At 63.2% G+C, this 22,616-nt stretch carries 20 protein-coding genes and 1 pseudogene; 8 read left to right on the top strand and 13 right to left on the bottom strand.

The genetic code is table 11. The annotated features are described in order from the left end of the window. Positions 1-12 precede the first annotated feature (12 nt). Entirely contained in the window at positions 13-1,065 is a 1,053-nt protein-coding gene (locus AB4Y31_RS28990; protein WP_368677000.1) for an NAD(P)-dependent alcohol dehydrogenase, read from the bottom strand. Between the two features lie 176 nt (positions 1,066-1,241). Here AB4Y31_RS28990 and AB4Y31_RS28985 point away from each other — a divergent pair, with 176 nt between their 5' ends. Then, a complete protein-coding gene (locus AB4Y31_RS28985; protein ID WP_368676999.1) occupies positions 1,242-2,213 on the top strand; it encodes an AraC family transcriptional regulator N-terminal domain-containing protein in 972 nt (323 codons plus the stop codon). A gap of 78 nt (positions 2,214-2,291) precedes the next feature. Here the strand turns inward: AB4Y31_RS28985 and AB4Y31_RS28980 are convergent, their stop codons facing one another. The 6 genes from AB4Y31_RS28980 to AB4Y31_RS28955 form a co-directional block, all read right to left on the bottom strand. Then, positions 2,292-3,281, bottom strand: coding sequence for an aldo/keto reductase (locus tag AB4Y31_RS28980; RefSeq protein WP_368676998.1), 990 nt, complete (start codon positions 3,279-3,281; stop codon positions 2,292-2,294). A 109-nt stretch (positions 3,282-3,390) separates the two neighbouring features. Next, positions 3,391-4,014: a sarcosine oxidase subunit gamma gene (locus tag AB4Y31_RS28975; protein WP_368676997.1), complete on the bottom strand. Its 624-nt coding sequence runs from the start codon at positions 4,012-4,014 to the stop codon at positions 3,391-3,393. Further along, the gene (locus AB4Y31_RS28970) at positions 4,004-7,027 is read right to left on the bottom strand and encodes a sarcosine oxidase subunit alpha family protein (RefSeq protein ID WP_368676996.1); all 3,024 of its coding nucleotides are present in this window, start codon (positions 7,025-7,027) and stop codon (positions 4,004-4,006) included. Before AB4Y31_RS28970 ends, AB4Y31_RS28975 begins: the two co-directional genes overlap by 11 nt. Next, on the bottom strand, positions 7,024-7,323 hold the full coding sequence (locus AB4Y31_RS28965; RefSeq protein ID WP_018441983.1) for a sarcosine oxidase subunit delta: 300 nt from the start codon (positions 7,321-7,323) through the stop codon (positions 7,024-7,026). The genes AB4Y31_RS28970 and AB4Y31_RS28965 overlap by 4 nt, the downstream gene beginning before the upstream one ends. Positions 7,324-7,340: 17 nt before the next feature. Beyond that, positions 7,341-8,585, bottom strand: coding sequence for a sarcosine oxidase subunit beta family protein (locus tag AB4Y31_RS28960; protein WP_368676995.1), 1,245 nt, complete (start codon positions 8,583-8,585; stop codon positions 7,341-7,343). Positions 8,586-8,673: 88 nt separating this feature from the next. Next, the gene (locus AB4Y31_RS28955) at positions 8,674-10,059 is read right to left on the bottom strand and encodes an L-serine ammonia-lyase (RefSeq protein ID WP_368676994.1); all 1,386 of its coding nucleotides are present in this window, start codon (positions 10,057-10,059) and stop codon (positions 8,674-8,676) included. Positions 10,060-10,377: 318 nt separating this feature from the next. Here AB4Y31_RS28955 and AB4Y31_RS28950 point away from each other — a divergent pair, with 318 nt between their 5' ends. Continuing rightward, positions 10,378-11,466 carry a GlxA family transcriptional regulator gene (locus AB4Y31_RS28950; protein WP_368676993.1) on the top strand — a complete coding sequence of 363 codons (1,089 nt, stop codon included), beginning with the start codon at positions 10,378-10,380 and terminating at the stop codon, positions 11,464-11,466. Between the two features lie 45 nt (positions 11,467-11,511). On the opposite strand, the gene AB4Y31_RS28945 is transcribed toward AB4Y31_RS28950, so the two are convergent. The 3 genes and pseudogenes from AB4Y31_RS28945 to AB4Y31_RS28935 all read right to left on the bottom strand — a co-directional run. Beyond that, positions 11,512-12,528, bottom strand: coding sequence for a GlxA family transcriptional regulator (locus AB4Y31_RS28945; RefSeq protein ID WP_368676992.1), 1,017 nt, complete (start codon positions 12,526-12,528; stop codon positions 11,512-11,514). Positions 12,529-12,551: 23 nt separating this feature from the next. Continuing rightward, on the bottom strand, positions 12,552-13,457 hold the full coding sequence (choW, locus tag AB4Y31_RS28940; protein ID WP_018441988.1) for a choline ABC transporter permease subunit: 906 nt from the start codon (positions 13,455-13,457) through the stop codon (positions 12,552-12,554). Beyond that, a pseudogene (locus AB4Y31_RS28935) lies at positions 13,450-14,907 on the bottom strand (glycine betaine/L-proline ABC transporter ATP-binding protein); the annotation flags it as partial. The pseudogene AB4Y31_RS28935 and the gene choW, both read right to left, overlap by 8 nt. An 89-nt stretch (positions 14,908-14,996) precedes the next feature. Here AB4Y31_RS28935 and AB4Y31_RS28930 point away from each other — a divergent pair. Both AB4Y31_RS28930 and AB4Y31_RS28925 read left to right on the top strand, forming a co-directional pair. After that, the gene (locus AB4Y31_RS28930) at positions 14,997-15,896 is read left to right on the top strand and encodes a ferritin-like domain-containing protein (protein WP_368676991.1); all 900 of its coding nucleotides are present in this window, start codon (positions 14,997-14,999) and stop codon (positions 15,894-15,896) included. A 1-nt stretch (position 15,897) separates the two neighbouring features. Continuing rightward, on the top strand, positions 15,898-16,680 hold the full coding sequence (locus AB4Y31_RS28925; RefSeq protein WP_368676990.1) for a CDP-diacylglycerol diphosphatase: 783 nt from the start codon (positions 15,898-15,900) through the stop codon (positions 16,678-16,680). A gap of 19 nt (positions 16,681-16,699) precedes the next feature. On the opposite strand, the gene AB4Y31_RS28920 is transcribed toward AB4Y31_RS28925, so the two are convergent. Next, positions 16,700-17,863, bottom strand: a complete 1,164-nt coding sequence (locus AB4Y31_RS28920) for an AAA family ATPase (protein ID WP_368676989.1) — start codon at positions 17,861-17,863, stop codon at positions 16,700-16,702. Positions 17,864-18,396: 533 nt separating this feature from the next. On the opposite strand from AB4Y31_RS28920, the gene AB4Y31_RS28915 reads away from it, so the two are divergent. Then, positions 18,397-18,531, top strand: coding sequence for a hypothetical protein (locus AB4Y31_RS28915; protein ID WP_368676988.1), 135 nt, complete (start codon positions 18,397-18,399; stop codon positions 18,529-18,531). A gap of 69 nt (positions 18,532-18,600) precedes the next feature. On the opposite strand, the gene AB4Y31_RS28910 is transcribed toward AB4Y31_RS28915, so the two are convergent. Next, positions 18,601-19,191: a DUF4396 domain-containing protein gene (locus tag AB4Y31_RS28910; RefSeq protein ID WP_368676987.1), complete on the bottom strand. Its 591-nt coding sequence runs from the start codon at positions 19,189-19,191 to the stop codon at positions 18,601-18,603. A 477-nt stretch (positions 19,192-19,668) separates the two neighbouring features. Here AB4Y31_RS28910 and AB4Y31_RS28905 point away from each other — a divergent pair, with 477 nt between their 5' ends. Continuing rightward, on the top strand, positions 19,669-20,058 hold the full coding sequence (locus tag AB4Y31_RS28905; RefSeq protein ID WP_018442000.1) for a hypothetical protein: 390 nt from the start codon (positions 19,669-19,671) through the stop codon (positions 20,056-20,058). Between the two features lie 75 nt (positions 20,059-20,133). Here the strand turns inward: AB4Y31_RS28905 and hmpA are convergent, their stop codons facing one another. Beyond that, the gene (gene hmpA, locus AB4Y31_RS28900; RefSeq protein ID WP_368676986.1) at positions 20,134-21,345 is read right to left on the bottom strand and encodes an NO-inducible flavohemoprotein; all 1,212 of its coding nucleotides are present in this window, start codon (positions 21,343-21,345) and stop codon (positions 20,134-20,136) included. An 87-nt stretch (positions 21,346-21,432) separates the two neighbouring features. Here hmpA and AB4Y31_RS28895 point away from each other — a divergent pair, with 87 nt between their 5' ends. Further along, positions 21,433-21,570, top strand: coding sequence for a hypothetical protein (locus tag AB4Y31_RS28895; protein WP_018441998.1), 138 nt, complete (start codon positions 21,433-21,435; stop codon positions 21,568-21,570). Positions 21,571-21,628: 58 nt separating this feature from the next. Further along, positions 21,629-22,603: a cysteine synthase A gene (locus AB4Y31_RS28890; RefSeq protein ID WP_368676985.1), complete on the top strand. Its 975-nt coding sequence runs from the start codon at positions 21,629-21,631 to the stop codon at positions 22,601-22,603. Positions 22,604-22,616: the final 13 nt, after the last annotated feature.

Raw genomic sequence — 22,616 nt, 5'->3', positions numbered from 1 at the left:
TGGTTTCCCGCCCTATTGTCGTAACGAATCGAGGTCGATCACGAAGCGATACTTGACGTCGCTCTTCAACATGCGGCTGTACGCCTCGTTGATCTTCTGCATAGGAATCGTTTCGATGTCCGAAGTAATTCCGTGCTTGCCACAAAAATCGAGCATTTCCTGCGTCTCGGCGATGCCGCCGATCAACGAGCCCGCGATTCGCCGGCGCTTCATGATGAGGCCGAACACCTGCGGCGACGGATGATCGTGCTCCGGCGCGCCGACGAGCGTCATGGTGCCGTCGCGTTTGAGCAGCTCGATGAACGGATTCAGATCGTGCTGCGCGGCGACCGTATTCAGCAGGAAATCGAAGCTGTTCAGATGCGCGCGCATTTGCTCGGGATCCTTCGAGATCACCACTTCATGCGCGCCGAGACGCTTCGCATCCTCGATCTTCGACGGCGACGTCGTGAACAGTACCACGTGCGCGCCCATCGCGCTGGCAAGCTTCACGCCCATATGACCAAGCCCGCCGAGGCCGATGACGCCTACCTTCTTGCCGGGCCCAGTGCCCCAGGTGCGCAGCGGTGAGTACGTGGTGATGCCCGCGCACAGAAGTGGTGCGGCAGCGGCCGGGTCGAGATTGTCGGGGATGCGCAGCACGAAAGCCTCATCGACGACGATCTTCGTGGAGTAGCCGCCGAACGTGATCTCGCCCGTGACGCGGTCGGCTCCGTTGTAAGTGCCCACCCAACCGTTCTCGCAATACTGCTCCAATCCTTCGGCACAGCTCGCGCAGGTGCGGCAGGAGTCGACGAGACAACCTACGCCGACGAGGTCGCCAACCTTGTAGCGCGTGACGCCGGGGCCGACTTCCTTGACGCGGCCGACGATCTCATGACCTGGCACGACCGGATAAATGGAATTGCTCCATTCGTTGCGCGCCTGATGGAGATCGGAATGGCAAACGCCGCAATACATCACGTCGATATGCACGTCGTATTCGCGCAGCGCGCGGCGCTCGAATTCGAACGGAGCGAGCGGCGAGCGGGCGTCGCTGGCGGCGTATCCATAGGTCTTGTACATGATCAGTCCTCGGAATGAAGGGTTCAGCAAAAGAACTCCCATGCTAGGCAAGTCGACCCCGCCTCGGGAATACCCGAACCTATCGAAGGCTTGCCTGTTTCTCTGCCGTTTCTGCATGGCCATGCGTTTGGTGCTAGATTTCGAGCCTGATCCTCTTGTAAGGCAGGCTGCCGGACATGAACCATTCCTCTTCTGACATGGGTCTCGTCGATATGGCTCAACCCCGCGTGATCGAGCTGCTCGGCAAGCTGGCGCCGGCCGAGGGCTTCACGCAATCGGACGTCGACGGCGTGAGGTTCATGCGCGTGAACCATCCCCTTGCGCGCAACCCCGTGATGTACGACCCGTGCATCGTCATCATCTGCCAGGGCCGCAAACGCGGATTCGTTGGCGAACAGACGTTCGTATACGATGCGCGGCATTACCTCGTCATGGCGGTGCCGCTGCCATTCGAATGCGAAACGGAGGCAAGCGAAGCGGAGCCGCTGCTCGGAATCTCGATCAAGATCGATTTGACCGTCGTCGCCGAATTGCTGATCGCGCTCAACGATATGCGCGGTCCGCTGCACGGCGAGCCGCGCGCCTTCTACGCTACGCCGATCGACCCGCCGCTCGGCGATGCCGTCCTCCGATTGCTCGAAGCGCTCGCTTCACCGTCGGATGGGCGCATTCTCGGCCCCTCGATCCTGCGCGAGATTTGTTATCGCGTGCTGACGGGCCCGCAAGGCGACGTGATTCGGATCGCGCTTACGCAGCAGAATCATTTTGGGCGCATCGCGAAAGCGTTGCGGCGCATTCATTCGGATTACCGCAACGATCTCGACGTCGAGACCCTGGCGCGCGAAGCCGGGATGAGTCTTGCCGTGTTTCATGCGCAGTTCAAGGCCGTGACGGCGACCTCGCCGATGCAGTATCTGAAGACGACCCGGCTCCACCACGCGCGCCTTCTGATGGCGCAAGATGGTCTCAATGTCAGTACCGCGGCGGCGCACGTGGGATATGAAAGCGCCTCGCAGTTCAGCCGCGAGTTCAAGCGCTTCTTCGGCTTGAGCCCGATCGATGAGGCGCGGCGCATGCGGTCGGTGGCGGCTGAAACACCGCGGCCCGATTCCACCGAACGCAGACAGCAGTATGTAACCGCTGAGTGAGTGAGTGAGTGAGTGAGTGAGTGAGCGAACGAGCGCGGCGCCTACGCCGCGCCGCTCACCCATCGGCACGCGACGCGTTCAACGCGATGCGTCGCCAAAGCGATATTCGTGCGAAAGCTCGTCGAGCTTCTCCTTGAACGCCGGATCGAGTTTATGATCGGCCGCCGCGAGCGAATCGCCCAATTGTTCGGGCCGGCTCGCTCCGATGATCGCCGAAGTGATCGCGGGGTTCGAGAGAACCCAGGACACGGCGGCTGTTACCGGAGAAACGTTCGCCTCCCGCGCCGCCTGCTGAAAAGCCTCGACCGTCGCGAACTCGCGCTCGTGCCAGTAACGCTCTTGATACATCTTTCCAGCGGTGCCGAGCGTAAACCTTCCTTCGGGCGGTGCCCCCTCGCGCTTGTGCTTGCCCGTCAGCAAGCCACCCGCAAGCGGGTTGTAAGGAATGACGCCGAGCCCTTCCTCCTCGGCGAGCGGCAGCAGTTCGCGCTCGATCTGGCGAAAGAGCAGGTTATAGCGCGGCTGCACCGAGACGAAGCGCGCGAGCCGCAGCGTGTCGGCGCGTCCGAGCGCCAATGCGAGCCGGTACGCCAGAAAGTTCGATACGCCGATATAGCGGGCGCGGCCCGAGCGCACGATCGTATCGAGCGCTTCGAGCGTCTCGTCGAGCGGCGTTTCGCGATCGTCGGAATGGAGTTGGTAGAGATCGACGTAATCGGTGCCGAGCCGCTGCAACGACGCGTCGATCGCATCGAGCAGATGCTTGCGCGACGCGCCTTTGTCCCAAGGGGATGGCCCCATTGCGCCGACCGCTTTCGTGGCCAGGATGAAGCGATGACGCTTTCCTTTCAGCCAGCGCCCGACGACCTGTTCGGTCGCGCCGACGCGCGACTCGCCGCCGCCGAGCGGATAGACATCGGCCGTGTCGAAGAACGTCACGCCCGCGTCGGCGGCCGTCTGCATGATTCGGCCGGCCATCTCCTCTTCGACTTGAAAGCCGAAGGTCATCGTGCCGAGACACAGGCGCGAAACAGTCAGGCCAGTGCGGCCGAGCTTGCAATATTCCATGACGACTCCTCCGAGATGCAGCCCTCGTCGGGCTGAATCTCAAAGGATAATCGTCATCTCGCGCGCGTGCTTCGGAGTCCGCAACGATGGACGGGTCGCGCCGTCTTGATTAAAGCAGCGGCTGCGCGGCGTCGAGCACGATGCGGCAGAAGTAATCGGCGAAGCTGCGGCGCACGACGATCTCGAACGTGTCATCCGCCGTCGGCACGAGCACGATCGACGCCTTGAAGTAGTGGCTCTGCGCGCACTGGCCGCGCGCGAGCACACGCGGGTGCAGATCGAGCGGGCATCCGCGCGAAATGACGTCGCGCACACGCTCGCCGCTCGCTTCGAGGACCGTATAGCCGCTGCCGACGTCGACGGCCGTCGCGAATGTACCGACGAACGCGGCCTCGAGCCTGGCCTCGAGATCGGACGCGCGCGGCTCGATCGAGCGCACGAGCCATTCGTCTGGGCCGAGCCAGAGGACGTCGTAGTCGCTCGCCTGCGCCACCGTATTGGACTTCACCGGCAAGCGCGTGCCGATCACCTTCTCGAAGGCGCTCGCGAACGCGGCGTCGCCCGCGTCGCCGCGCACGTTCACGAGCTCGAGAAACGGCCGCTCGCGCAGACGAAACGCTTTCGATTTCAACGCCTGATGCGCGGCGAGCAGATCCTGTGCGCCCACGAGCGGCGACTCGAGCCGCGTGCGCCCTTCGAGCGCGACCGCATCGTTCCTGTTCTCATTCCACATGCTGACGCACTCCTTCGGTGTCGTAAAACACGGGGCTCGAAATCGTCGCCTCGACGGTCTTGCCGTTCAGATCGATCGACACCTTCTGCCCGATTTTGCCCAGCCCTCCCTTCACGACCGCGAGTGCGATCGAACGCTTGAGGATCGGGCTGTGGTAACTCGACGTGACGTGACCGAGCATCGGCACCGGCTCGTGCGCCACCTGTTCCGCCGGCGGCGTCCTCACGCCCGCCGCCACGATTTGGCCGCCTTCGGGCAGCACGCACGAAGCGTCATCGGTCAGGAGTCCTACGAGTTGCTTGCGATCTTCGCGGACGGTATCGGAACGCGTGAGTGAGCGCTTGCCGAGACAGTCCTTCGACTTCGCAACGAGCCCGCCCATGCCGAGATCGAATGGCGTGATCGAGCCGTCCGTATCCTGGCCCACGATGATGTACCCCTTCTCCGCGCGCAACACGTGCATCGTCTCGGTGCCGTAAGGCGTGATGCCGAACTCCTCGCCCGCGCTCATCAACGCTTCCCACACGCCACGGCCCGCGTTGGCCGGCACGTTGACTTCGTAGGCGAGCTCGCCCGAGAAGCTGATGCGCATCACGCGCGCCTTGACGCCCGCGACTGTGCCGTCGCGATAGCTCATGAACGGAAACGCCTCGTTCGCGAAGTCGATGTCCTGGCAGACTTTCTTCAGCACCTTGCGGCTCTTGGGCCCGACGACTGCGAAGGTCGCCCAATGGTCGGTCACCGATGCGAGCCGCACCTTCATGTCGGGCCATTCCGTCTGCAGCCAGCGCTCCAGCCACGTCAGCACGCGCGCGGCGCCGCCCGTCGTCGTCGTCATCATGTAATGCTGCTCGCCGAGACGCACCGTCACGCCGTCGTCGAACACCATGCCGTTTTCGTCGAGCATGAGGCCATAGCGGCACTTGCCGACTTCCAGCTTCGACCACGGATTGGTATAGACCCAGTTCAGCAGCTTCGCCGCGTCCGGCCCCTGGATGTCGATCTTGCCGAGCGTCGATGCGTCGAGGATGCCCACGCCGTTACGCACAGCAAGGCATTCGCGCGCCACGGCCGCGTGCAGGTCTTCGCCGGCCTGCGGGTAATACCAGGGCCGCTTCCAGTTGCCGACGTCCTCGAATGCCGCGCCATGCTCGACGTGCCATTCGTGAATGCAGGTCTTGCGGATTGGATCGATGAAGTCGCCGATCTCGCGGCCCGCGATCGCGCCGAAAGTGACGGGCGTGTAGTTCGGGCGGAACGTCGTCGTGCCCGTCTCCGGAATCGTCTTTCCGAGCGCGCTCGCGAGGATCGCCATGCCGTTGATGTTGCCGAGCTTGCCCTGGTCGGTGCCGAAGCCCATCGCCGTATAGCGCTTCACGTGCTCGACCGATTCGAAGCCCTCGCGCACGGCGAGCAGAATGTCGGCCGCCGATACGTCGTTCTGGAAATCGACGAACTGCTTCGGGCCGCGCGTCGCTTGCTCGCGATTGCCGACGAGCCAGAGCGGCAATATTGGCGTCTCCTTGATCTCTGCGATCTGCGGTGCCGTGGGGCGCGCGCTCTTCAATCCGAGCGATTGCACGGCTTCGATGCCCGCGTCGATCGCAAAGCGCAGACCGCGTGCGAGACTGAATTCGCCCGCCGCGGCGCCGACGCTGACCTGAGCTTGAACGCCGCGTCCCGGCACGAAGCACGCCTTCTCGTCGTTCCAGTGAGCCTTGCCGCCCGATTGCGCGAAAAGGTGGAGCACCGGGCTCCATCCGCCCGACACGGCAACGAGATCGCATGCGAGCGTAGCCACCTGGGCGCCGACGGTGCCGTTGGCAAACGAAGCGACATCGACCGACGCCACGCGCCGATTCCCATGCGCCGCGACGACGACGGCACCGCTCATGACCTTCAGGCCGTGACGCCGCGCCGTCGCCGGCAGCGAGCCGTCGGTTTTCGCGCGAGGATCGACGACCGTCACCTTCGCCCCGCTGGCCGCCAGGTCGAGCGCGCTTTGATAGCCGTCGTCGTTGTTCGTGAAGACGACGGCTTCGCGCCCCGGCAGCACGCCATATCGATGGATATAGGTCGACACGGCCGACGCCAGCATGATGCCGGGCAAGTCGTTGTTGCCGAAAACGAGCGGACGCTCATGGGCGCCCGTGGCGAGAATCACGCGCTTGGCCCGGATCTTCCAGACCAACTCGCGCGTGCCCTTGCGCATCGATACGGGCAGATGGTCGGTCAAGCGCTGCGCGACCGTCACGAGGTTGTGGTCCTGGTAGCCGAACGCCGTGGCGCCCGAAAGCACCTTCACGTCGGGCATCTGCGCAAGCGCGGCCTCGATTTTCTCGACCCATTGCGTCGCCGGTTTGCCGTCGATCTGCGCGCGGCACGACAGCAGGCTTGCGCCGAGCTCGCGCTGGTCGTCGACCAGAATGACGCGAGCGCCGGAAAGACCCGCCGCGTGCGCCGCCGCGAGGCCCGTCGGCCCGCCGCCCACGACGAGCACGTCGCAATGCGCGAAGCACTTGTCGTAGCGATCGGCGTCGAGCGTGTCAGGCGCTTTGCCGAGACCTGCCGCGGCGCGGATTTTTTCCTCGTACTTCGGCCACCATTTGCGCGGCCACATGAAGGTCTTGTAGTAGAACCCCGCGGGAATGAATCGCGCGAACTTCTGATTGACCGCCATGCGGTCGTTCTCGAGCGAGGGCTCCGCATTGACCGTCGTGGCTACGAGCCCTTGATAGAGCTCGACCTCCGTCGCGCGTGCGTTCGGTACCGTATAGGCGCCTCGCTCGAGCTGCACGATGGCATTCGGCTCTTCGACCCCGGCCGTCACGATGCCGCGCGGCCGGTGATACTTCCAGCTCCGCGCGACGAAGTGAACGCCGTTCGCGAGCAGCGCCGACGCGAGCGTGTCGCCCTGAAAACCCTGGTAAGTGCGGCCGTTGAACGTGAAGGTCAGCGGGATGGCGCGATTGATCCGGCCGCCGGCGCCGAGGCGGTCTTTCTGACTGCTCATGATTGCTTGCCCTCTTTTGCGGCGTGCCCGGCGCTCGCGCCGCCGAACGTCTCATATCCCTGGAACGCGTAGGTGACCGTATCGCGCGTGGCCATGAACCAGCGGCGACATCCTTGCGCATGCATCCATTGCTCGCGGTGCACGCCGCGCGGATTCTTGCGCATGAACAGGTAATCGCCCCACTCGCGATCGGAGAGCTTGTCGGGCTCGGCCGGACGCACGATATCGGCTTCACCGCCGCACGAGAACTCGGATTCGGCACGGGGACCGCACCACGGACATTCGATCAGCAACATTTCGGTCTCCTAGTGCATCAGTGAGCGACGGCGGCTGCGCCGTGCTCGTCGATAAGGTGGCCCGTGTAGAACCGGTCCAGCGCAAACGGCGCATTGAGCGGATGCGGCGCATCGTTCGCGATCGTGTGAGCGAAGGCCCAGCCCGAGCCCGGCGTCGCCTTGAAGCCGCCGGTTCCCCATCCGCAGTTGAAGTAAAGCCCCTTCACGTCCGTCTTGCTGATGATCGGGCAGGCATCGGGCGACACATCGACGATGCCGCCCCACTGCCGGTTCATCCGCACGCGCGAGAAGACGGGGAACATCTCGACGATCGCCTGCAACGTGCCTTCGATGATGTGGAAGCTGCCGCGCTGGCCGAAGCCCGTGTATTGGTCGATGCCGGCGCCGATGACGAGATCGCCCTTGTCGGATTGGCTGATGTACGCATGCACCGCGTTCGACATCACGACTGTATTGACGACGGGCTTGATCGGCTCCGACACGAGTGCCTGCAGCGGATGACTTTCGATCGGCAGGCGAATGCCGGCCATATCGGCGAGCGTCGTCGTGTTGCCGGCCGCCACTACGGCGACCTTCTTCGCCTTGATGAAGCCCTTGACCGTATCGACGCCGACGACCGCGCCGCCTTCTCGTCGAATGCCCGTGACCTGGCAGTTCTGAATGATGTCGACGCCGCGCGCATCCGCGCCGCGCGCGAAGCCCCATGCCACCGCATCGTGACGCGCAACGCCGCCGCGCCGCTGGAACGATGCGCCGAGCACGGGGTAGCGGCTATTCAGGTTAATGGTCGGCTCGATTTCCTTGATCTGCGCGGGCGTGAGCCACTCCGCGTCGACGCCGTTGAGCCGGTTCGCGTTGATGCGCCGTTGCGTATCGCGCACGTCCTGCAGCGTATGCGCGAGGTTCATCACGCCGCGCTGGCTGAACATCACGTTGTAGTTGAGGTCCTGGGAGAGGCCTTCCCAGAGCTTCATCGCCTTTTCGTAGAGCGCCGCCGATTCGTCCCACAGGTAGTTCGAGCGGATGATCGTGGTATTGCGAGCGGTATTGCCGCCGCCGAGCCACCCTTTCTCGAGGACGGCGACGTTGCGCAGACCATGCTCCTTGGCGAGGTAGTAGGCGGTCGCGAGCCCATGCCCGCCGCCGCCGACGATCACCACGTCGTATTCGCGCTTCGGCTCCGGGCTGCGCCATTGGCGATCCCAGTTCTCGTGGTATGACATGCCGTTGCGCACCAGGCTGAATATCGAAAAGCGGCTCATGGCGATGGGTTCCGTTCGTCCTTGTGTCGATACAGCGACGTTTCGTCGTTGCGTGTGTGATTCGTATCTCTCAGGTCCTACGCACTGCTTAGCATTCGATGACGTTGACGGCGAGCCCGCCGCGCGACGTCTCTTTGTATTTGGTTTTCATATCGGCTCCCGTCTCGCGCATCGTCTTGATGACGGAATCGAGCGAGACATAGTGATGGCCGTCTCCCTTCAACGCCATCCGTGATGCGTTGAGCGCCTTGATCGCCCCCATCGCATTGCGCTCGATGCAGGGAATCTGCACGAGGCCGCCGACGGGATCGCAGGTCATGCCGAGGTTGTGCTCCATGCCGATTTCGGCGGCATTCTCGACCTGCTGCGGCGTGCCGCCCATGACCGCCGCGAGCGCCGCCGCGGCCATCGAACAGGCCACGCCGACTTCGCCCTGGCAGCCGACTTCGGCCCCCGATATCGAGGCCGTCTCCTTGTAGATGATTCCGATCGCCGCGGCGGTCAGCAGGAACTCGACGATGCCGTCCTCGTTGGCGCCCGGCACGAACTTCACGTAGTAGTGCAAGACAGCCGGAATGACCCCTGCCGCCCCGTTGGTCGGCGCCGTGACGACGCGCCCGCCCGCGGCGTTTTCCTCGTTGACGGCCATTGCGTAGAGGTTGACCCAGTCCAGCATCGACAGCGGATCGCGCAGCGATTCCTCGGTGCGCGCGCGCAGATGCTTCGAGAGCTCGGCCGCGCGGCGCTTGACGCGCATAGGCCCCGGCAACTCGCCCTCGATCTGGCAACCGCGCTCGACGCAGCGCGCCATCGTGCGCCAGATCGTCAACAAGCCTTCGCGGACTTCGGCCGGCGTGCGCGTCGCGCACTCGTTGCGCAGCGTGACCTGCGCGATCGACAATCCGCTTTCGCGGCAAGCGCGCATCAGATCGTCGCCGGTCCGGAACGGGTACGGCGACTCCGCCGCGGCGCGCACACCATTGACGCGATCGCCGTCCCGATTGACGACGAACCCGCCGCCGATCGAGTAATACTCTTTCTCGACGAGCAGTTGACCGTGCTCATCGAATGCCTGAAACCGCATGCCATTCGAGTGAACGACGTTCGTGCCGCCCAGCAGGCGCCGGTAGAACGCGACGTCCTCCTTCTCGTCGAAGCGGATATCCACGCGGTTCAGCAGGCGAAGCGACTTCGTCCGACGAATTTCGGCGAGGCGCGGCTCGATCAGGTCCGGATCGATCGCATCGGGCAAATGGCCTTCGAGCCCGAGCAGGACGGCCTTGTCCGTGCCGTGACCTTTGCCGGTGGCACCGAGCGATCCATAGAGCTCCGCCTTGACGCGGCGCACATAGCCGAGCAGATTCGCATCCTCGACGTGCGAGACGAAGCGGCAGGCGGCGATCATCGGCCCGACCGTATGCGAGCTCGACGGCCCGATGCCGATCTTGAAGAGGTCGAAAACGCTGACGTTCATGGGGGACTGCCTCTCTTGACGTACTTGACGCACGGTCCTTGAAGGGTGTGATGGCGGCTGCCGGCTCGGACGATCGAAGAGTCTCCTTCCGCCTCGACCGCCATCGCCATCACCGATGGACTCAAGTACACCAAAGCGTAGAATGGCCAGATAGAACAAAAACGGCATCGCCGTGGGATGCCGTCGCCAAGAGCGTCGCCAATGGCCGATCGCGGCCGCTTTCGCTATGATCCGCGACGGAAAACCGCAAATCCGGGGAAGCGCGATCGGCGACGCTCATCTCCACGGCACACTTACCGCCCGAATTTTTTGCATCACATGAACGCTGTCGATCCGTCACCGACGATTTCCTCCCCTGTCCCGAAGGCGCGCATTCGCTTCGGCATCGTGTTGATGCCGAATTTCACGTTGACGGCGTTTTCGGGTTTCGTCGACATGCTGCGGCTGTCCGCCGACGACAGCGACTTCAGCAAGCCCGTCCGCTGCGCCTGGAGCGTGGTCGGCAAGACGCTTGCGCCCGTGCGCGCGAGCTGCGGGATCCAGGTGACGCCGTGGGAAACGTACGACGAAGCGGAGCCGTTCGATTACGTCGTCGTCGTGGGCGGCCTCCTGCATTCGGTTCCGCAAGCCGACGACGAAACGCTCGAATTCATCCGTCGCGCCGCGCGCGGCAATACGACGATCGTCGGCATCTGCACCGGCGTCTTTGCGCTCATGCGGGCCGGCGTGCTCGACGGTCACCGAGTCTGCGTGAGCTGGTTCCACTACTGGGATTTCATCGAGCGCTTCCCGAACGCCGATGCCGATGCGCTCGTCGCCGATCGGCTCTTCGTGATCGATCGGCGGCGGATCACGTGTTCGGGCGGGCGCGCGTCGATCGACGTCGCGGCCGCGATCCTGCTGCGGCACCTCGACCACGCCACTGTGCAAAAGGCGCTGCGCATTCTGCTCGTTGGCGAAATGCAAAAGGGCAACGCGCCGCAGCCCCACCCGCCCGGCATCGCACCCGCCACGCACCCCAAGGTCAAGCGCGCGATCCTGCTCATGGAACAGTATGTCGGGCGCGCGCTGCCGCTAGACGAGCTGGCATCCAAGCTCGACCTTTCGCCGCGACAGCTCGAGCGTCTTTTCAAGGCGGAAACGGGAAAGAGTCCTCAGACGTTTGCCAAGCACGTCCGGCTGCGCACGGCAGCCTGGCTATTGACGAGCTCGGACCGGACGGTGGCCGACATCGCGTCGAGTTGCGGTTTTTCCGACGCCTCTCACCTCGGACGCGAATTCCGCAAGCAGTTCGGGATGCCGCCCGTGATGTATCGCGAGCAACGTGCCGGCGTCGCGGTTGGCGATGCCGAAGGCTTCACCGAAGCGGGATTGGACGACGCCGCGGCCGACGCGATCCCGCAATAGCGGTCCTCGTCCTCGCATCCGACGCGTCGCAGCGGCTCTTTAAACTCAGTGCTCCTGCCGACGCTCGCGGCTCGGCGCATGGCCGAACTGGGCGCGATAGGCCTTGCTGAAATGGCACGCCGATTGAAAACCACAGACGCTCGTGACCTCGGCGATCGAAGCATCCGTCGTCCGCAACAGATCGCGCGCGCGACGCAGCCGCAGCGACAGGTAGTAATGCGTCGGTGAGACGTCGAGATAGAGCTTGAACATCCGCTGCAGATGACGCTGCGAGAGCTGCACGAGGCGAGCGAGCTCCTCTAGCGACAGCGGCTCTTCGATGTTCGCCTCCATCAGCCGTACGACTTCGATCAGCTCCGCGCGCGAGAAGCCGATGCGCGCATCGACCGGAATCGGCTGATGATCGGACGCACTGCGAATTCGCTCGAGGATGAATTGGGCCGAGACTTGCGCGGCGAGATTCTGGCCGAGCCGCTGGCCGACCAGATGGAGCATGAGGTCGAGCGGCGCCGTGCCGCCCGTGCAGGTCAAGCGATCGCGGTCGATCACGAACAGCTCGTCGCTGAACTTCACGTTCGGAAACTCGGCGTGCAGCGCCGACATGTCCTCCCAATGTACGGTGCAGCGATAGCCGTCGAGCAATCCGGCGCTCAGCAGCGCGTAGGCGCCGGTACAGATCGCGCCGAGCGGAACCTCGCGCGCCGCAAGATACGCGAGCAGGCTGCGCACGCGCTGATCCACCGACTGCCGGATCTGCGTGCCGCCGCATACGATCAGCACGTCGGGAACACCCGCTTGCTCGAGCGTCTGCGTCGGCGTCACCGTCACCCCGTTGCTCGCCGAGACGGGCACGCCGTCGGGCGAGATCACGGACCAGCGGTAGTGCGTCCGCCGGCTGACATAGTTAGTCATCCTGAGCACTTCGACGGCGCTCGTAAAAGCGATCATCGAGAAGCTCGGCAGCGTCAGAAAACCGAAATGCACGGTGGCCGGCTTCGCCGCCTCTGCTTGGGCTTCGGCTTGCGCTTCCGCTTCGTCCGCGATGAGGTTCTCCGGCGTCATGCTTGCTCCGTCCGTGCTCGGGCTCAAGCCGCGGGCTGTTGCGATTGCGCGGGGCGCAGGCGCATCACGCTGCGCAATCCCTTGAAGCGAGGCGCGGGCGCCGTGCCGGGCGTGCGGCCGAAGCTCTCGGTAATACGGTCGAGAATGATCGCGAGCAGCACCACCGACAAGCCGCTTTCGAAGCCGAGACCGATGTCGAGCCGCTGAATGCTCGCGAGCACGTCGTTGCCGAGCCCGCCCGCGCCGACCATCGAAGCGATGATGACCATCGAGAGCGCCATCATGATCGTCTGGTTGACGCCCTGCATGATCGACGGCAACGCATTGGGAACCTGGACCTTGTAGAGCAGCTGCCACGGCGTGCAGCCGAAGGCCTGCCCTGCCTCGACGATCTCGCGGTTCACATGCCTGATGCCGAGGCTCGTGAGGCGCACGGCCGGCGGCATCGCGAACACAACCGTCGAAATGATGCCGGGCACGCGGCCGAGCCCGAACAGCATGGCGGCCGGAATCAGGTAGACGAAAGCCGGCATCGTCTGCATGAGGTCGAGGATCGGCCGCACGATGAGCGCGACATGCTTGCTCTTCGCCGTCCAGATTCCGAGTGGAATACCGAGCACGAGACTGATGATGGTCGACGAGAGCGTCAGCCCGAGCGTCACGACGGTCTGATCCCAGAACCCGGTAGCAAAAATCAGCAACAGCGAAAGCGTCGTGAAGATCGCGAAGCGCCAGCCCACGCGCCATAGCGCCACAGCGATGAAAATGGCCATCAGCGCCGGCATCGGAATCGCCTGCAAGCCATGCTCGACGAGCGCCGCGAGGCCGTCGATGCCACGGCCGACCGCGTCGAAGACGCGGCTGTCGTGATCGAGCAGATAGTGGACAGACTGATCGACCCAGCTGCCGAGCGGAATCAGTTCAGACATGGGAACCTCGCATGCGCGTCAGCGCTTGAAGAACGACGGCACGATCGACCGAGCCGCAATAACAACCGTCGTCGTCGACGACGGGCAGCGCGCGCGGATACGCCATGACGCGCGAGACGACCTGCTCGAGCGATGCGGCGCGCGGGATGCTTTCGATCTGCGCGAGACTCGGCGCGGCCGTGGCGAGCGCGTCGCGCGTCACGAAGCCGCGAATCTTGCGTTCGCCATCGAGCACGAACGCATAGTCGGCGCTGCCATTCATCGATGCGGCCACGCTGGCCGTATCGAGCTGCCGCACGAGCGGCACGGCGTCGGTCTGCATCAGGTCGCCCGCCGTCAGGTAGCGGCTCGTATCGACGCCCTCGAAGAACGCGCGGACGTAGTCATCGGCAGGACTGCTGACGATTTCCTGGGGCGTTCCGAGCTGCACGAGCCTGCCGCCCTCCATGATCGCGATGCGGTTGCCAATCCTGAACGCCTCTTCGAGATCGTGCGAGACGAACATGATGGTGCGGCGCTGGTCCTTCTGCAGTTGCAGCAGGACGTTCTGCATCTCCTTGCGCTTCAACGGATCGAGCGCCGAGAATGCTTCGTCCATGATCATCAGCGATGGGTTGACGGCGAGCGCGCGAGCAAGGCCGACACGCTGCTGCATGCCGCCCGACAGCTCGGCCGGCAGCTTGTGCGCGAACGGGGCAAGACCGACTTGCTCGAGCACCACCATTGCCTTCGCCTCGCGCTCCTTGCGCCCGACGCCCGCCACCTCGAGCCCGAAGGCGGCGTTGGAGAGCACGGTGCGCTGCGGCATCAGCGCGAAGGATTGGAATACCATGCTCATATCTCTGCGGCGCAGCGCAGTGAGTTCGGAACGTCGCACGGTCGCGATATTGCGCCCGTCGATGACGATCTTTCCGGCCGTGGGATCGACGAGCCGATTGATCAGGCGAATCAGCGTCGATTTGCCGGAACCGGACAAGCCCATCAGGACGAAGATCTCGCCCTCCTGAACTTCGAACGACACGTTGTGAACGCCGACGACCTGACCCGTGCGCGCGAAGATTTCATCCTTCGTCGCACCTTGGCTGAGCATGTCCAGGGCGGCTCCCGGGTTGTTGCCGAACACCTTGAAGAGGCCTTCGACCAGCACCTTGGGTGAACTCATCTTTACCGTCTCCTTGCGGCAGGCGCGAACCTGCAAAGTGTGCATACATAGTTGCTAGAAAAATCCCCACTTAGCCGACGAATTCCGACGCACGCTTGCGAAAATGCGACACGTCCGGACAAGCGTGGTCGTGGTCGAATGGCTGGGAGCGCCGCCTGGCAAGGCTTTGCGGCTTTACTCGCGTATTGCGACGTCTGGCGCCTGGCTCGTCTGTGTCGCGATTCGACAGATTCGCGTCCGTTCCGCGCGGCGGCAGGCGCCGCGTGCCCTTCCGGCGGCTCCCACCCGCGCCGGTGCCGGTGGCCGCCCGACCGGCGTCGACAGTCGTTCTATGACAAAATGGCCGCGTTTTTGCCACTTGTCATTCCGCGAAAACCATGTCTGACACGCTCGAAGAACAAGAAGCAGCCGACTATGCGATGCGCCATTGGAGCGTCGGCGACAAGGTACCGATCAAGCTGGGCTCACAGGCCCACAAGCGGATGTTTTGCCGCATGCTGCTCGAGACGCACAATCCTTACAAGCCCGCCGTAATCGCCTGGCCCGAACTGCCGCCCGACGCGCTGGCGCGCGTCACATCGCTGCCGATCTGGGACATCGCGGTCCAAACCGAGGGCCGCGCCTCTGTCCGGGTTGCCACCTACGCGGCAAGCGTGCGCGATCCGCTTTTGCGCGAGGCGCTTGAACTCGGCGGCGCCGAAGAGGCGCGTCACAAAGTCGTGTTGTCGAAGCTCGTCGGCGCTTACGGCATCGAGCTCGCCCCGGAACCCGAATACCCCGCACCGCGCGATGCGGAGTGGGCCTGGATGGTCACAGGATTCAGCGAATGCATCGACAGCTTTTTCGCATTCGGACTGTTCCGGTCCGCCCAGCTTTCCGGTTTTTTCCCCGATGCGCTCGTCGAGACGTTCGAGCCCGTCATTCAGGAAGAGGCGCGGCATATCCTCTTCTTCGTGAACTGGGTTGCCTGGCATCGACGCAACCTGCCGTGGTGGAAACGGCCCTGGTTTTTTGCCCGCGTCGTCGGCGTCTGGTTTCTGCTCGTCTGGGAGCGCGTGGCCATCGCGAAAGGCATCGACGCCGAAGGTGTCGCGCACGACGCCAATTTTGCGGCGACGGGCGCCGCCGCGGTGGGCGAAGCAATCACTCCGCGCAAGCTCATCGAGCTCTGCCTCGAAGAAAACGAACAACGCATGAGCGGCTATGACGCGCGCCTGCTTCGCCCGACCTTCGTGCCGCGGCTCGCTAAGTTCGCACTGCGGATACTGAGGAAATAGCATGCGCGGCTTGCACGAACGGGTGCGCGCATGCGCCGGCCGCTTGGCGCTATGCGCCACGTTGCTGATTGCGGGCTGCGAGACGCTTGCCGCGGCGGACCCCAACGCGCTTTGGCAGATCGTTCATTTCGATTGTGCGCCGGCCGCGCGAACGACGGACAAGACCGGCGTCTGCTCGAGCGTCGATCTCAGCCATCGCTATGCGATCCTCAAGGACCGGAACGGCATCGCGCAGCACTTGCTGATACCGACCGATCGCATATCCGGCGTGGAAAGTCCGCTCGTGCTCGCGCCGGACGCGCCGAACTACTGGGCCGACGCATGGAAGTCCCGCGGCTTCGTCGAAGCCTCGCTGACAGCGGCTCATCGCGAAACGCTCGCGGACGATCGACTCGGCCTCGAAATCAATTCCGCCTATCGGCGCTCGCAGGAACAGTTGCACATTCACATCGATTGCATGCGTGCGAGCGCGATCGAGGCGTTGGAGCGTCATCGCAACGATGCGCCGAATCGATGGGCCTGGGACACGATCGAAGGTGCGCGTTATCGCATCATGCGAGTCAGCGGGCCGACGTTCGACGTCAACCCGTTCGACATCGTCGCGCGCGACAAGCAAGGGCCCGATGCGATGGCCGCGCAGACCATTCTCGTCACGGGCGCAGGACCTTCGGCGCAGCACGACGGATGGCTGATCGTGAATAGCGGCACCGATATCGACGGTGGCACGGGCTCGGCCGAAGTGCTGCTCGATCATCAGTGCAAGGTGGCCGAGAACGAGCCATAACGCAGCCCGTTGGCGCCGTTTATCGCGACGGCCACTTCCATGGCGGCAAGTCGAACGCGTCGATATCGACGATGCGCGTGGCGCCGAGCTCTTTCTCGAGCACGATCGATCTGCACTCGCTTTCGCGCTCGAGCGCGGCTACGAGCCGCGTGGCGTGCGAAACGACCAGCACCTGAGACCGTACCGACGCCTGCGCGATAAGGCGCGCCAACGCCGGAAGAAGATCGGGGTGGAGGCTCGTTTCCGGTTCATTCAACACGAGCAGCGTCGGCGGCCGTGGCGTCAGTAACGCGGCGACGAGCAGCAGATAGCGCAGCGTGCCGTCCGAAAGCTCAGCGCCTCTCAGCTCGCGCAAAAGCCCATGCTGACGCATCGTTATTTCGAAGCGGCCCTCGTGGTTGGTCACTCCGATGCGCGCGCCCGGGAACGCATCGTCGATCGATGCATCGAGCGCGGCGCCATCGCCGATCTCGCGAATCGTCTGCAGTGCGGCCGCGAGGTCCGAGCCGTCGTCGCCAAGTACGGGGGTATGGGTGCCAATCTGAGGCAAACGCGTAGGCGCTTGCTCATCAGTACGGAAGTGATCGTAAAAGCGCCACGACCGGATCTGCTCGCGCACGGCAATCATCTCCGGCGCGGTTTTCGGGTCCATGAACTCGGTCATCATGCTGTCGAAGCTGGCGACTGGCTGAGGAACCGTGAACCATTCTCCGCTTTGATCGCGTGTACGGATCGTCGCGCCTTGCCTGTCCACGAGCAAAGCCGACGGGCGTAAGATCGGTCCGCTCCAGATGCACTCCCGCTTGATGACGGGGTCCAGCGAGAACTGAGAACTGCTCGGCATCGGCAAGCCGAGATCGACTGCGTAGCCGAACGAAGCCCCCGCGAAGCCCAGGCGCAAACTGACGGGGTCCTTGCGGCGCGTCCCCTGGACCGGCTGCTCGCCTGCGAGCATGGCGCGTGAAAACCGCTCGGGCCCGGCCCACAGCGTCGACGGCAGTCCGCCCTCGCGCGCGAGTGACGGGATGAGTCCGCCTTTGGCCGTCAGCGCCAGAAGACGCAGTGCCCGATAGAGGTTCGATTTTCCGCTGCCGTTCGGGCCAGTGATGACATTGAGTGCGCCGAGCGGCACGATCAATTCGCGCAGTGAACGGTAGTTGGAAATAGCGAGCGTGGTCAGCATGACGTTTTCGGTTCAACACCTTCGTGAGTGGCGCTGGTCGTAAAAGCGATAACTTATACCGTAGGTTGAATATGGCACGCGCGCTTTTTTGAAGAAACGGCCAAGGATGTCCGTTTCAGGTTCGATACGTTTTCCTTGCATCGCCGCTCTGATGCCCCGGCCGGAGCACGCTGCGGCAAGGCGATCCAAAGTCCCGACTCGAAGCACCGCTCTGTACGTTTCAAAACAGAAGCGTCTTGGATGCGCAGCCCACGCACCCGTGCGGCAGGATCGCGACCAATGTCGACCGCGCCTCGATCCCGGGGCGATGGCACGGTTCATGCTGTTTTACGGCCACGCTTTAAGGAGTCCTGATCGAAACAATCGATCGCGCTCGTGCGCAGCGACATCGGCTGAAAACGTCATTCTCATACGTTACTTGAATTTCGGATTCGCGGGATTTACTCGATCTCGCGATCGGTAAAGCTGTTTTTATCTCGTTAGCGCACCACCCGTTTTTCAGACGGGCGTACGCGTGGCACCGGAGCGCAGCGATGAAAGAGTTCCTCGTCGCTTTGATATTGATCACCCCAGTAGTCGTGATCGGCAATCAACTGGGTCTCGACGTCCAGCAGGTCGTGGACGGAGTGGTTCGCGTCATGCGAGCGCTGTTGAACGCCGCTTCTTGAGCGACCGAGAGGCCGCCTGGCCGTTCACTGCATCGAGGTATCGCGCCGCGCGCTCGCGGGCGCTATGACTCACATCTTTTCCTTCACGCCCGAGCGGATCAACCACCAGTTCACGGGATAACTGGTGGCGAACCCCGCGAGCATGGCAAGCTGCATCGCGAACCAGAATTCAGGGCTCGCGACTTTGGCGATGCCCCCATAGCTCGGCATGAACCATAAAAGCTGGATGATCGCCATCAACCCGTACATACCCAGTTGCCATGCCGTAATCGACGCGATGTCCGCCTTCAGGGCGGCAAGTAGCCCCTGCCAGGGAGATAGATCGCGCATCGGCTGAATCGTAAAGTACTGAAAAAGGACTCCAAGCAAAAACGCGACGATGAAGTCGGCGATCCACACTGCGAACATCTTTTCCGCAAACACGCTGTGCCAGCCTAACCAGACCGCCAGAACCGGAAACAGAAAAGCGGCCCATTCGGCAATGATGTCTCCAAGTGTGCAGCCGGCGCCGCAGTGGCTGGTTCCCTTCAGTACCATGGCCGGAAACGGGGGCTTGGCACGTCCGTGGTTGCTCCTCGATACGTGCCGCCCCCAGGCGTAATAGGCCGCCAGCCACACGACGCTGCCGAACAGCGCGGTCAGCGGCCAAACGACGTTCATGATCCACATTTTCTGCGGCCGCTTGCATTCGTCGACCACGATGACAATGGCACAAGCCGTACCGAGCAGGATGGACGCGATCGAAAGGCCGAATAGCCAGTGCGGAAACGTTCCGTAACTCATGGTCTCATTGCATTTTGCCGTTGATGCATGCCCGTCTCGCCGAGGATGACGAAAAACTACTCACCGATGCGAGCGGTAGCAGTCGGCGTTCCTGTTCCGGCGTCGTTCGTTCCATCAGACGGTGATTTGGCGGCGGCGCCCATGACCAGGATGTTCGGGGATGGGCTGGCGACGTCGAGGTGCAGGTCTACTTCATCGGCCCGTGACAGTGTCGACGCTGGCAAATCGTCAATTTTTGTTAGGTCGAGTCCCGCCGGCTGTGCTCACGCATGCGCGGCTGGTAGCATACTTGCGCTTGTCCGCTGCCCCGACACGGACACTGCCCTAAAGCCGAACTCAAAAGGAGAGCGATCCATGGACGCACAGCAGCTGATTTCCGAGTTTCTTTCTTCCGAGCACGGAAGCCAGGCGACCCAGGCGCTGACGGCGCAGGGTATCAACGCCGACGATGCGCAGCAAATGCTTAGTCAAGCGGCCGAAACGGCGCACGCTCACGTCGAAGAGCAAAGCGGCGGATTGATGGGCGAGCATGCGGGCAAGAGCTTTTTCGCGGCATTTGCGGCGGGCCTCGTCCGCGGCGACGGCGTCTTCAAATCGCTGATGGAAGGCGGAGAAGGTGTCCTCACCGGGCGTGTCGCCGAGTCCCTGGCCGAAAGAATGGGGATAGACCCGTCCACCGCCTCGACGGTAGCGGCAGCCGCGACGCCATACCTGGTCGCCTTCCTGAAGGAAAGGCTCGGCTGAGCGTCGCAGGACCGGCCGGCGAGCTCGAGTGTCGGCATGAACTGGCTGGTCCGCCTGATCGCTGAAAGTTTCGTTCTACTCGGCGAAGAGATCCGGCCCGAAGACTTCGTAGTGGATGCGAGCCTCCGGGATATTCAATCCCTTTAGCGCATCGTGCTGCATCCGCATGAACGGAATCGGGCCGCAGATGTAGTAGTCCGCATCGGGCAACAGGATCGCGTTCTTGATGGAATCGACGTTCACAAGCCCCGGCCAGTCGTAATCTTTTCCCTGGACGTCCTGCGGCAATGGATCGTCGTAGAACACGATCAAGCTGAAGTTGCTGTAGGTCCTCGCTGTCTCGCGCAGCCGGTCGCGCATCGCGTGGACACCGCTGTTCCGCGCGCCGTGCACGAAGACGACCTGGCGATGAGGATCCTGTATTGCCCTCTTTAGCATGCTGATCATCGGCGTCAATCCGACGCCGCCGCTGATCAGCACGATGGGCGTTTTCGCGTCGACATCGATATGGAAGTTGCCGTACGGTGCTGCCAGCTTGATTTTGTCGCCGACGTTGACATGATCGTGCAATAAATTCGACACGTAGCCCGGCGGCTTCGAGCCGCCGCTTTCCCGCTTCACCGAAATGCGGTAGGTGTGGCCGTTCGGCATATCGGAGAGGCTGTACTGACGTATCTGCTGGAGCCCCAGGGAAGGAACCTCGACGGCGACGCTGATGTACTGCCCAGGCTCGAAGTTGATCACTGCACCGCCATCGGAAGGCTCGAGCACGAATGAAGTAATGACGGTGCTTTCAGGGCGCTTCTCACGCACGACGAATGTGCGCCAGCCGGTCCAGCCGCCAACTTGCGTTCCGGAGCGCTCGTAGAGCTCCGCTTCCATGCCCATCAGGATGTCGGCGAGATTGCCGTACGCCTGCGCCCACGCCGAAATGATTTCGTCCGTTGCGGCATTCGCCAAGACGTCCTTGATCGCCCCGAGCAGATGCTCGCCGACGATCGGGTAGTGCTCGGGCCGCACCCCGAGGCTTGCGTGCTTGTTTGCAATGTTTTTCAGCACGGCGGTAAGACTGCTCGCGTCCTCGATATTTTCGGCGTAGCCATACACGGCGCGAGCGAGCGCCTGCTGTTGCTGCCCTTGTTCCTGATGCGCCATGTTGAACACGTTCTTCAGTTCGGGATGGGCCTCGAACAGACGCTCGTAGAATCGCTGGATGATCGGAAAGCCATGCTCGGCAAGCACCGGTGCAGTGGACTTGACGATATCTTTCGTCTTCTGTGTCAGCATAGTGGGGGCTCCTCTAATGGGGCGATGGGCATATGAGGTTTTTGCCTAGCAGGTAGCGCACCCACCCGTCCGTAATCGGAGGCTATCGTGAGGATTCCCGTCACTGTAAAAGCGATTCGCAGGCACGCTGCGCCGTTCATCGCGGGCCGGCTGAACACGCCGGTCATCATCGTGATTCTCGCCGTGCTCGCGGCGTTGGGCGTGCTTTTGCAGCATTACAAATGACGCCGGAGCCGGCCTATTCTGGAAGGGTCCTCATCGGCTTCAAGGAAGGAGAGCGCACATGCCAGTACTCGATGGGTTTGTTGGCGCCGTCGGCAATACGCCGCTGATCCGCCTCGCGAAATTGAGCGCCGAAACAGGCTGCGAGATCCTCGGCAAGGCCGAATTCATGAACCCGGGCGGCTCGGTCAAGGATCGTGCGGCGCGCTTCATCATTGAAGATGCCGAGCGTCGCGGCACGCTGAAGCCGGGCGGCACCGTCATCGAGGGTACTGCCGGCAACACCGGTATCGGCCTCGCTCACATCTGCGCGGCACGTGGCTATCGGTGCATCATCGTCATTCCCGAAACGCAATCGCAAGAGAAGATGGACCTGCTGCGCGTGCTTGGCGCTGAAGTGCGTCCCGTGCCGGCGGTGCCCTATAAAGATCCGAACAATTACCAGAAGATTGCGGGTCGCTTGGCCGACGAAACGGAAAACGCGATTTGGGCCAATCAGTTCGATAACGTGGTCAACCGTCAGGCGCACTACGAAACGACGGGGCCGGAGATATGGCGCGACGCGGGCGGAAAGGTAGACGCCTTCGTTTGCGCAACGGGGACTGGCGGCACGCTCGCGGGCGTCGCTCGGTTCCTCAAGGAGCAAAACGCGGCGATCAGGACGGTGCTTGCCGATCCGCACGGCAGCGGGCTCTATAGCTTCGTCAAGACCGGCGAGATCAAGGTGGAAGGGAACTCGATCACAGAGGGCATCGGCTCGAGTCGAATCACCGCGAACCTCGAGGGCACGCCGATCGACGACGCGATTCGCGTGGACGATCAGACCTGCGTGACGATGGTCTATCGCCTCCTGCGCGAAGAAGGGTTGTACATGGGGGGATCCACGGGCATCAACGTCGCCGCGGCGGTCGAACTTGCCCGCGAAATGGGCCCCGGGCATACGATCGTCACGTTGCTGTGCGACCGGGGGAGCCTTTACTTTGCGCGGTTGTTCAATCGCGAATGGCTGGAAAAGCGCGGGTTGGTGGCGGGGTGAGCGATTGCGGCGC

This window comes from Trinickia sp. EG282A, from assembly GCF_040965455.1.
Classification (GTDB): domain Bacteria; phylum Pseudomonadota; class Gammaproteobacteria; order Burkholderiales; family Burkholderiaceae; genus Trinickia; species Trinickia symbiotica.
Note: the sequence above shows the minus strand (reverse complement) of the source record. Positions and strands in the feature narration are given on the sequence as shown.